This window comes from bacterium, assembly GCA_021372775.1.
GTDB lineage: Bacteria > Acidobacteriota > Polarisedimenticolia > J045 > J045 > JAJFTU01.
The window spans coordinates 1-10,151 of record JAJFTU010000277.1 but is presented as its reverse complement, the minus strand read 5'-3'; the positions used below and the strand labels follow the sequence as shown (position 1 = coordinate 10,151).

At 74.2% G+C, this 10,151-nt stretch carries 9 protein-coding genes; 4 read left to right on the top strand and 5 right to left on the bottom strand.

Going from position 1 to position 10,151, the window contains the following annotated elements; translation table 11 throughout:
- The first annotated feature begins 67 nt into the window (after positions 1–67).
- Positions 68–1,459: a sigma-54 dependent transcriptional regulator gene (locus tag LLG88_09750; GenBank protein MCE5247187.1), complete on the top strand. Its 1,392-nt coding sequence runs from the start codon at positions 68–70 to the stop codon at positions 1,457–1,459.
- A gap of 20 nt (positions 1,460–1,479) precedes the next feature.
- The gene (locus tag LLG88_09745) at positions 1,480–1,908 is read left to right on the top strand and encodes a deaminase (GenBank protein ID MCE5247186.1); all 429 of its coding nucleotides are present in this window, start codon (positions 1,480–1,482) and stop codon (positions 1,906–1,908) included.
- Positions 1,909–1,963: 55 nt separating this feature from the next.
- On the opposite strand, the gene LLG88_09740 is transcribed toward LLG88_09745, so the two are convergent.
- A complete protein-coding gene (locus LLG88_09740) occupies positions 1,964–2,638 on the bottom strand; it encodes a peptidylprolyl isomerase (protein ID MCE5247185.1) in 675 nt (224 codons plus the stop codon).
- A gap of 696 nt (positions 2,639–3,334) precedes the next feature.
- Between LLG88_09740 and LLG88_09735 the strand changes: the two genes are divergently transcribed.
- Positions 3,335–4,447, top strand: a complete 1,113-nt coding sequence (locus tag LLG88_09735) for a type IV pilus twitching motility protein PilT (protein MCE5247184.1) — start codon at positions 3,335–3,337, stop codon at positions 4,445–4,447.
- Between the two features lie 17 nt (positions 4,448–4,464).
- Here the strand turns inward: LLG88_09735 and LLG88_09730 are convergent, their stop codons facing one another.
- Positions 4,465–4,824 carry a hypothetical protein gene (locus LLG88_09730; protein MCE5247183.1) on the bottom strand — a complete coding sequence of 120 codons (360 nt, stop codon included), beginning with the start codon at positions 4,822–4,824 and terminating at the stop codon, positions 4,465–4,467.
- Between the two features lie 265 nt (positions 4,825–5,089).
- Between LLG88_09730 and LLG88_09725 the strand changes: the two genes are divergently transcribed.
- Positions 5,090–5,779, top strand: coding sequence for a carboxypeptidase-like regulatory domain-containing protein (locus tag LLG88_09725; GenBank protein MCE5247182.1), 690 nt, complete (start codon positions 5,090–5,092; stop codon positions 5,777–5,779).
- A gap of 160 nt (positions 5,780–5,939) precedes the next feature.
- Here the strand turns inward: LLG88_09725 and LLG88_09720 are convergent, their stop codons facing one another.
- The 3 genes from LLG88_09720 to LLG88_09710 all read right to left on the bottom strand — a co-directional run.
- Positions 5,940–8,603, bottom strand: a complete 2,664-nt coding sequence (locus tag LLG88_09720; protein ID MCE5247181.1) for a response regulator — start codon at positions 8,601–8,603, stop codon at positions 5,940–5,942.
- 43 nt (positions 8,604–8,646) lie between these two features.
- Entirely contained in the window at positions 8,647–9,822 is a 1,176-nt protein-coding gene (locus LLG88_09715; protein MCE5247180.1) for a VWA domain-containing protein, read from the bottom strand.
- Positions 9,823–9,926: 104 nt separating this feature from the next.
- Positions 9,927–10,151: hypothetical protein (locus LLG88_09710; protein ID MCE5247179.1), on the bottom strand; the 225-nt coding region annotated here is incomplete at its 5' end.

Genomic DNA, 10,151 nt, shown 5'->3' with positions numbered 1-10,151 from the left:
CAAGGGAACCACGTTCCGCGTGCGGTTGCCGCGCCTCCCGCTCGAGTGACGGGAAGCGGGAGGAGCGATGCGCAAGCTGCTCGTCGCCGAGGACGAACGCCACCTGCGGGAGGGGATCGCCGAGGCGTTCCGCGACGCGGGCCACGAGGTCTCGGAGGCCGACGACGGCGCCGCGGCGCTGAAGGCGATCGAGGAGCAGGTCTTCGACCTGGTGATCACCGACTATCGGATGCCGGGATGCGACGGGCTGGAACTGCTGCGCCGCGTGCGCCTCGTCAACGACTCGACGGCGGTGATCATGATGACCGCCTACGGCACGGTCGAGGGCGCCGTCCAGGCGATGAAGCTCGGCGCCTACGACTACATTCAGAAGCCGTTCCAGCTGGAGGAGCTCGAGCTCAAGGCGCAGCGGGCGCTCGAGCACCGGCGCCTCCTCTCCCGCCTGCAGGAGTTCGACCGGCGCGAGATCGTCGGGCGGTTCGACGACATCGTCGGCGAATCGCCGCAGATGAAGCGGGTCTTCGAGATGGTCGCCAAGGTCGCGCCGTCCAACGCCACGGTGCTGATCCTCGGCGAGACGGGGACGGGCAAGGAACTGATCGCGCAGGCGATCCACCGCCACTCGACGCGCAAGGACGGCCCGTTCGTCAAGGTCAACTGCGCCGCGCTGCCGGAGAACCTGCTGGAGAGCGAGCTGTTCGGCCACGAGCGCGGCGCCTTCACCGGCGCCGACCGGCAGCGGATCGGGCGGTTCGAGCTGGCGAACGAAGGGACGCTGTTCCTCGACGAGATCGGGACGATGTCCCCCGGCACGCAGGCCAAGGTGCTGCGCGTGCTGCAGGAGCGGGAGTTCGAGCGGCTCGGCGGGACGCGGACGATCCGGGCCGACGTGCGGGTCGTCGCCGCGACGAACCGCGACCTGGAGAAGGCGATCGCCGAGGGCGAGTTCCGCGAGGATCTGTATTATCGGCTGAACGTCGTCACCGTGAACCTCCCGCCGCTCCGGGAGCGGAAGGAGGACGTCGTTCCGCTGGCCACCTCGTTCCTCGAGAAGTTCGCCCGCGACCTCAAGAAGCCGGTGCGCGGGATGGCGCCGACCGCCGTGCGCGCGCTGCTGCGCCACAACTGGCCGGGGAACATCCGCGAGCTCGAGAACGCGGTCGAGCGCGCCGTGCTGATGGCCGACGGGACGCAGCTCGAGGCGAAGGACCTGACGGTCGGCGGCGCCGAGCAGGGGGCGGCCGAGACGCCGGGGCGGCTGGGGGCGATCGTCCGGCTGCCGCCCGACGGGATCGACATCGACGAGCTGGAGAAGATGGTCATCCTCGAGGCGCTGCGCCTGAACGACTGGGTGCAGAAGGACGCGGCCCGCTTCCTGCGCGTCTCGAGCCGCGTGATGAACTACAAGATCCAGAAGTACGACATCACCCACCCGAAGTGGAGCCGCAACCGCGAGTGAGGGCGGAGGGGACGAAGGGCATGGCACAGACGCGCGCCGACTGGGACGACTACTTCATGAACATCGCCGGCCAAGTGGCCACGCGCAGCACGTGCGACCGCAAGCACGTCGGCGCGGTGATCGTGCGGGACCGCGCGATCCTCTCCACCGGCTACAACGGCTCGATGCGCGGGTCCGTGCACTGCGACGAGGCGGGGCACCTGATGGAGAACGACCACTGCGTGCGCACGGTGCACGCGGAGGCCAACGCCGTGGCGCAGGCGGCGCGGAACGGCGTGCGGATCGACGGCGGCGAGATCTACGTCACCGCCAGCCCCTGCTTCAACTGCTTCAAGCTGCTCGTCAACGCCGGCGTGCGCCGGATCTGCTACGGCGAGTTCTACCGCGACGCGCGGATCGGCGACTTCGCGCGGGAGCTGGGCGTCGAGCTGGTGGACCTGACCCGCTGACGGCGACGGGGAGCGCGGGCGGACGCTCCGGCCCGCCCGCGTCCCGCGCGGAAGTTCAGAAGCGGACGACGACCTTCTCGATCACCACCGGGTTGACCGGGGCGTTGGTGAACGCGCCGCCGGAGTTCTGCGTCGGCTCCTTGGCGATCGCCTCCACGACGTCCATGCCGCGCACGACGCGGCCGAAGACCGCGTAGCCGGGGCCGCGCGCGCCGGGGTCGAGCGCCTCGGCGTTGTCGTCGAGGTTGACGAAGAACTGCGAGGTCGCGGAGTGGGGGTCGCGCGTGCGCGCCATGGCCAGCGTGTACTTCTTGTTCGACTCGCCGGCCTCGAGGCGGATCGGCGGCTTGGTCGCCTTCTCCGACCCGTCGGCGGTGTAGCCGCCGCCCTGGATCACGAAGCCGGGCACGACGCGGTGGAAGATCGTCTTGCCGTAGAAGCCGTCGTTCGCGTAGGCGACGAAGTTGGCCACGGTCTTCGGGGCCTTGTCCGGCCAGAGCTGCACGGTGATCGTGCCGCGGTTGGTCACGATGTCCGCCTCGAACGGATGGTTCGGGATCTGGGCCGGGGCCTTCGCCGCCTGGCCCGGCTTCGCGGGGGCCGGCTTGGCGGCGGCGGGCTTCGCCGCGGCGGCCGGCTTGGCCGGGGCGGGCTTGGCGGGGGTCTGGGCGAGAGCCGGCGCCGCGAGGGCGGCCGACAGGACGAACGGAACGAGCAGGGCGAGACGCATCGTCGAGGTCTCCTCTCTTGGCCGCGGGCGTCCTCGGCGGCGCGCCGCGGGGGCCACAGTCTAGCGCCGACCGGAGGCCGGCCGCTCCGCCGCGCGGCCGCGGAGGGCGGGGCGCGGGCCGGCCCCCGCGGGCCCCCCCCTCTTGGAGAATGGGCCATTGGCGATTAGATTGACCGGCGCGCCGCGCGCTTCTCCCGCCCGAGGGACGGCGCGCCGCGCCGCGAGGTCGCCGTGGCCCAGTTGGACAAGTTCTTCGCTTTCCTCGCGCAGCCGGGGGTGTACGAGCTGCGTTTCTCGTCGGGCGCCCGCCCGGCGTTCCTGACCGAGCGCGGGCAGCGTTTCGCCTCCAGCGCGCAGCCGAACACCGAGCAGCTGCTGACGCTGCTCGGCGAGGTGCTCGACCCCGCGGCGCTCGAGGCGCTGCGCCTGAGCGGCGCGGCGGAGGCCGAGGTGCTCCGCCCGGGCCTGCCGCCGCTCGTCGGGACGTTCCGCTTCGTCGACGCCTCCACGCTCGAGGCGGCCTTCCGCCCCGCGCCGGCCGCCGTCGAACCGCCCGCTCCGGCGCCGACCTTCGGCGCCGTCGAACCGCCCGCTCCGGCGGCGGTCTCCGGCGCCGTCGCCCGGCCCTCCGCCTCCGCGCCGATCGCCGCGGCCACTCCCGGGGCCGCGCCGAGGACGGCGCGCCCCGCGCCGCACATTTCGGTCGCGGCGCCCGCGCCGCACCGCGCGCTCGACGGGCCCAAGCCGATCGACGCGCTCTTCCGCACGATGGTCGAACGCAAGGCCTCCGACCTTCATCTCTCGGCGGGGGAGAAGCCGATCCTGCGCGTGGACGGCGACATGGCGCGGATCGAGGAACATCCGGCCCTCGGCCCGCAGGAGCTCTACGACCTCGTCGACGCGATCATGCCCCAGCGGAACCGGGACGAGTACGCCGAGATCCACGACACCGACTTCGCCTACGAGATCCCCGGCGTCTCCCGCTTCCGCTGCAACGTCTTCGCCGACCGCAAGGGGCCGGGCGCCGTCTTCCGCGTGATCCCGACGAAGATCCTCACCGCGGAGCAGCTCGGGCTGCCGCCGGCGGTCCTCGACCTCTGCAAGCTGACGAAGGGGCTCGTGCTCGTCACCGGCCCGACCGGCTCGGGAAAGTCGACGACGCTGACGGCGATGATCGACCACTGCAACACGATCCGCCGCGACCACATCATCACCATCGAGGACCCGATCGAGTTCGTCCACGAGAACCGCAACTGCCTCGTCAACCAGCGCGAGGTGGCGACGCACACCGAGTCGTTCAAGCGGGCGCTGCGCGCCGCGCTGCGCGAGGACCCGGACATCGTCCTCGTCGGCGAGATGCGCGACCTCGAGACGATCGCCATCGCGATCGAGACGGCCGAGACCGGGCACCTCGTCTTCGGCACGCTGCACACGACGACGGCGGTCTCGACGGTGGACCGGATCATCGACCAGTTCCCGCCCGACCAGCAGGCGCAGGTGCGGACGATGCTCGCCGAGGCGCTGCGCGGCGTGATCGCGCAGGTGCTCTGCAAGAAGGTCGGCGGCGGCCGCGTCGCGGCGATGGAGATCCTGCTCGGCATCCCCTCGATCTCGAACCTGATCCGCGAGGGGAAGACGTTCCAGGTGCCGTCGATCATGCAGACGGGGAAGAAGTACGGGATGGTCACGCTCAACGACGCGCTGGTGGACCTGGCGCGCCGCGGCGCGATCACCGCCGAGGAGGCGCAGATCCGCGCGGTGGACAAGGCGTCGATCGTCGCCGCGCTCCGCTCGATGCAGGGGGCCTGAACGGGGATCGACGGGTGTCAGGCGTAGAAGTCGAGATCGACGCCGCGTCCGGCCAAGGAGGCGCCCTCTTCCGGAAGCGGAATGACCCAGCCGTTGGGCCCGTACCCCATCACTTCGGGGAAGATCTCCTGACGCTCGCTCGCCTCGCGCGGCGCGCGCCGCGGACCGCGGGCGCTCCCCTGCGCCGCGGCGCGGCCTTTCTCCGTCTTGTCGGAAGCGGGAGCGACGCGGCGGGCCGCGGGCCGGGCGCCGACGCGCGCCGGGGCTTCCGGTCCGACGACGGTGGCGGCCGAGGCGCGGGCGTCCCATCTCGCCGCGAGCTCCTTCAGCCCGGCGGCGGCGCGAACAGGAAGACCATCGACGCGCAGCGGATCCATCACCGCATCTCCGCGTCCAGTGTACGAATATTGGTCACCTCGGTCCAGCCCCTTTGTTCTGTCCCTGCACAGTGAAGCCGAGATTGTTGCGGCGGCCCCGGGGCCTCTCCGCGACCGCGACGCGCCCGCCTCGGACGTCCTCCGGCGTTCCGCGTCGTCCGCGTCGGCGCCGGCGCGGGGCGGTCCGCGCCAACGGTCCTCCCGCGCCGTTCCGTTGCAACAATCTCGGCTTCACCGTGGGGGGCACGGAGGCATACTTCGGGCGATGCGATTTCCGGCGTCGGCGTTCGTCTTGCTGGCCGTCGTTTCGGCGGCGGGGGCGGGCGCGCCTTTCGGCCGTCTGCGCGGCGAGGTCCGCGGCGAGGGGCGCCGCCCGGTCGCGGGCGCCGTCCTGGTCGCGACGCGGAGCGAGGCGCCGGCGGCGATCGTCCTCACGGCGACCGACGCGCAGGGGTTCCTGGCGCTCGACGCGGTGCCGGGCGGCGTCTGGCGCGCCGTCGTGACCGCTCCCGGCTACGCCCCGGAGACGGTGGAGGGGTTGGCCGTCGGCGGCCCGTACCGGGCGGTCGTGGACGTCGCGCTCCGCGGCGGCCAAGGGGCGCCGGCGCCGATCGCCGCGCCGGCGGGCGAGGGGGGGCCGCCCCGCGTGGTCGTTTCGGTCGTGGACGACGAGGGACGTCCCCTCGCCGGCGTGCGGGTCGCTCTCGAGCCGGTCGGGCGGGCGGCGGAGCCGCTCCGCGCCGCGACCGACGCCGAGGGACGGGCCGTCCTCCTCCCGGACGACGCCGGGGAGTGGCGTCTCGCGCTCTACCGCGCCGGCTGGACGCGGCTCGCCGCGCCGCGCGTCCGCTGGGGCGGGGGAACGCTGGCGGTGGCGGCGCGGATGCTGCCGCTGCCGGAGGGCGCGGCGGCGCCGCTCGAGGAGTTGCTGCCGCCGGCCCGCCTGACCCCCTGAGCCGACGCGCCCGGGGCCGCAAGCCGCGCCGACCGAGGGCGCGGGCGATCCGGACGCCGTCCGCCTTCCCGATCCTCAAGGAGACGGCCGTCGGCGCGAAGCCGCCGAAGCCGATTCGTTCGCCGCCCCGCCGCCGCCGGCCCCCGCCGCCGGGCGCCGTTCAGCGCGCCGGCTCCTTGCGCACGATGCGGGCCAGCGTCTCGGCGAGTTCCTCGGGGCGGACCGGCTTCGAAAGGTAGTCGACCATCCCCGCCGCCTCGCACTTCTCGCGCTCGCCGGCCAGCGCGTGCGCCGTCAGCGCGACGATCGGCGGCGCTCCCCGCTCGGCGGAGATCGTCCGCGACGCCTCGTACCCGTCCATCACCGGCATCTGGCAGTCCATCAGCACGACGTCGTACCGCTCGGCCTTGACCGCCTCGACCGCCGCCCGGCCGTCGCCGACGAGATCGGCCTGATAGCCGAGCCGCTCGAGCAGCCGCAGGATCAGCTTCTGGTTGACCGGATGGTCCTCGGCGACCAGCACCCGCGCGCGCTTTTCCGCGGCCTTCTCGGCGAGGAGATGGCGCGTGATCAGCGGGCGCCCTTCGCCCGGCACGAGCGCCTCGCGCACCGCCTCGACGAGCTGCTGCCGCCGGACCGGCTTCACGAGGTAGCCGGCGAAGCCGGCGCCGCGCGCCCGCTGCGCGTCGCCGCGCGCGCTGACCGACGTGACGAGGAGCGCCTTCGGGCCGCCGCCGACGCGAGCCGCGAGGCGCGAGGCGAAGTCGAGCCTCTCCGCGCCGGCCGCGGCGAAGTCGACGACGACCGCGGCGAACGGCTTCCCGGCCGCGGCGGCCGCGACGGCCTTGTCCAGCGCCTCCTCGGCCGTCGCCGCCTCCTCGACGCGCATCCCCGCCTCCTCCAGCGGATCGCGCAGCATCCGCCGCGCGTCGGCGCGCGTCGCCGCGACGAGGGCGGCGCGGCCGGCCAGGTCGGGCGGCGGCGCGGCGGCGGCCGCGGGGACGGCGGCGGCGGCGAGCGGCAGCGTGAACCAGAACGTCGAGCCGGCGCCGAACTCGCTTTCGACGCCGATCTCGCCGCCCATGATCTCGACGATCCGGCGGGAGATCGCGAGCCCCAGCCCCGTGCCGCCGAAGCGCCGCGTCGTCGAGGCGTCGGCCTGGCTGAACGGCTGGAAGAGGCGCCCCTTCTGTTCGGGAGTGAGGCCGATGCCGCTGTCGCGGACCTCGATCCGCACGATCGGCGCCGCGCCCTCCGGATGGAGCGCCGCGGCGCGCACCGCGACCTCGCCCCGGTCGGTGAACTTCACCGCGTTGCTGAGGAGGTTCAGCAGGACCTGCCGCACGCGCCCCGGATCGCCGACGACCCGCGGCGGCAGCCCCGGCTCGAAGAAGACCGCCAGGTCGAGCCCCTTGGCCGCGGCGCGCTCGCCGACCAGCGTCGCCGCGTCCTCGATCGTCGCCCGCAGGTCGAAGCCGATCGACTCGCAGACGAACTTGCCGGCCTCGATCTTGGAGTAGTCGAGGACGTCGCCCACGACCTGCAGCAGCGCGTCGCCGGAGGCGCGGATCGTCGAGGCGAAGTCGCGCTGCTCGGCGTCGAGCGGCGTGTCGAGCAGCAGGGCGGAGAAGCCGATCACGGCGTTGAGCGGCGTGCGCAGCTCGTGGCTCATGCTGGCCAGGAACTCCGCCTTGGCCCGCGTCGCCGCCTCGGCCTCGTCGCGCGCGGCCGCGAGCTCCGCGTTGGCCTGGGAGAGCTCCTTCTCGCGCGAACGAAGCTGCGCGATCGCCTCGCCGAGCCGCCGCGACATGCCGTCGAGCGCCCGTCCGAGATCGCCGATCTCGCCGCCGCCCGGAAGGTCGAGCCGCGCGCCGTAGTCGCCGCCGCCGACCGCCTTGGCGAAGCCGGCGGCGCGCCGGATCGACTTGGCGAGGTCGCGCGAGATCAGGAGGAGCGCGGCGGGGGCGACGACGAGCATCAGCAGCAGCGCCGTCGCCCACGCGGCCCGCTGGTTCAGGATCGTTCTCCGCACGGTCGCCACGCGTCGCGCGGCGCGCCGTCGCTCGACGTCGATCAGCGCCCCGACCTTCGCCGAGACGGCGTCCGCCGCGGCGCGGGCCTCGGCGGCGGCGGCGCGCTCCCGCGGATCGACGCCCGGCAGCAGCGCCGTCCCGACGTAGCGGCTGATCGAGCGCCACTCCGGTCCGTCGAGCAAGGCGCGGGGCGCCGAACCGCCCGCTTCCTCGCCCTCGAGCAGCGGCGAGCGGAGGACGCTCTCCAGCGCCAGACGCCGGCCGTACATCAAGGCCGCCAGGGCGTCGCTCGCGCCGCCCCGCGCCGCCGCGGCGTCGTCGATCGCGGAGGCGAGGAGCGACGCCCGCTCCTGCACCGACTCGAAGAGCAGCAGCCGCATGATCAGCTTGCCGCCGCCGTAGGTCGTCGGCTCGGACGCCAGGTTGGTCTCCGCGCGCAGCAGCTCCTCGATCACCGCGTCGGCGCGCTCGCCGAACGGCCGCCTCGCCGCCGCCGCGGCGGCGATCGCCTTCGTCCGCTCGGCGATCCGCTCCGGCGCGAGCGTCGAGCCGGCCAGCGCCGCCGCGGCCTCGGCCGCCGCGGCCGCGAGCGCGGCTTCGTCCCGCCGGGCGCGCGCCGTCTGGGCCCGCGTCGCCAGCCCCGAGACGCGGTCGAGCGCGGCGAAGTTGACCTCCATCGCCCGCGCGATCCGCGCGTTGTCCATCGTCCAGTTGTAGCTCATGGCGCCGAGGATGAGCAGCGCCGCCGCGGGGATGGCCATCAGCAGCCCGATCCGCTGCCGCAGGGTCACGGCGTTCCTCCCGGCCGTCCGCGGCCGCGGTCGGCGTCGTCCTTCACGGCTCGACCGCGCGGTATCCGGCGCGGTGCCGGACGTCGAATCCGCGCGCCCCGCTCACTTCCACCGCGACCGGCAGGAAGCGGCCGTCGAACTTCTTGTTGTCCGACTCGTAGACGAGCTGGTAGAGGGTGCGCAGCTCGTCCGCGAGCTCCTGATAGGCGCCGGACAGCTCGGAGGCCTTCTTCACGAAGAGCGCCCGGCCGCCGGTGAGGTCGGCCAGCCGCTGGAGCTGTCCGCGCGCCGAAGTGAGCGCGCCGACGTCGAGGCCGACGGCGTAGACCGCGACGTCGTTGAGCTGCGCCTGCTGCAGCAGCTCGTCGAAGGAGAGGCGGGACTCGTTGTCGTCGCCGTCGCTCAGCACGACGAGCGCCCGCCGCTCGAACGGCAGCTCGTGCACCACGCGGTAGGCGGCGTGCACGGCGTCGAAGAGCGCCGTGCCGCCGACCGCCTCGGTCGAGCGGGCGGCGGCGCAGAGCGCGGCGCGGTCGTCGCTCGGCTCGGCGAGCAGCGTCGCCTGCTCGTCGAACTCCACCACGAACGCCTTGTCCCCCGCGGCCAACGCGCCGATGAAGCCGCAGGCGGCGTCCTGCGCGTCCTTCATCCGCTCGCGCATCGAGCCCGAGACGTCGAGCACGACGCCGACGAGCAGCGGCCGCTTCTCCGGCGAGACGGAGATCACCTTCTGATGGCGTCTCTCCTCGACGACCGTGAAGTCGGCGGCGGAGAGGCCGCGCACGAGCCGGCGGCCGCCGTCGCGCACCGCGACGTCGAGCACGACGCGCCGCACGTCCACCGTGTACTGGAGCTGCGTCGAACGCGTGATCACGAAGTCGGAGACGGCCGGCCCGTCGCGGTGGCGCGCCACGACGCGCACGACGCGCGCGCCTCCCTTCTTGCCGAAGTCGAAGACCGCCTGGTAGGGCGGCTCCGGGGCGCTGTAGACGAGCTTGTCGTCCACGAAGAACTCGACCCGCTCGACGTCGCCGGGACGCGGCGCCGTGACCTCGGCGCGGATCGTCGTCTCGCCGATCGGGATGTCGCCGGGCTTCGGCTCGACGATCCGCACGGAGAACCCCTTGCGCTGCGCCGTCTCCTGCGCCCGCGCGGCGCCCGCGGCGAAGACGGCGAGCGCGGCGAGCGCCGCGGCGGCGAGCCGCAGGCGCGCGTTCATCGCCCCGCCCCGCGCCCGGGACCAGCTTCCGCGGTCGATCGCGGCGGAACGAGCCGCAGGCGCGCGTTCATCGCCCCGCTCCGGCGCGACGCTCCGGCGGCCGCTCACTTCGCCGCCGCCAGCCGCGCGAGGGCGGCGCGCGCCCGCTCGGCGACGTCGGCGGGCGGGTTCGCGGCGAGCAGCGCCTCGACGGCGGCGCGGGCGGCGGCGAGGTCGCCGCGCGCGAGGGCGAGCCGCGCCAGGCCCGCCTGCGCTTCGACCACCGGGCCGCCGGCCGCGAGCGCGCGGGCGTAGCAGTCGGCGGCGCGCGACGGCTCGCCGCTCAGCTC

What these genes read in the sequence shown, in the direction of transcription:
- LLG88_09750 (MCE5247187.1), top strand. Translation starts at nt 68, where the DNA reads ATGCGCAAGCTGCTCGTCGCCGAGGACGAACGCCACCTGCGGGAGGGG.
- LLG88_09745 (MCE5247186.1), top strand. Translation starts at nt 1,480, where the DNA reads ATGGCACAGACGCGCGCCGACTGGGACGACTACTTCATGAACATCGCC.
- LLG88_09740 (MCE5247185.1), bottom strand. Translation starts at nt 2,638, where the DNA reads ATGCGTCTCGCCCTGCTCGTTCCGTTCGTCCTGTCGGCCGCCCTCGCG.
- LLG88_09730 (MCE5247183.1), bottom strand. Translation starts at nt 4,824, where the DNA reads ATGGATCCGCTGCGCGTCGATGGTCTTCCTGTTCGCGCCGCCGCCGGG.
- LLG88_09725 (MCE5247182.1), top strand. Translation starts at nt 5,090, where the DNA reads ATGCGATTTCCGGCGTCGGCGTTCGTCTTGCTGGCCGTCGTTTCGGCG.
- LLG88_09715 (MCE5247180.1), bottom strand. Translation starts at nt 9,822, where the DNA reads ATGAACGCGCGCCTGCGGCTCGCCGCCGCGGCGCTCGCCGCGCTCGCC.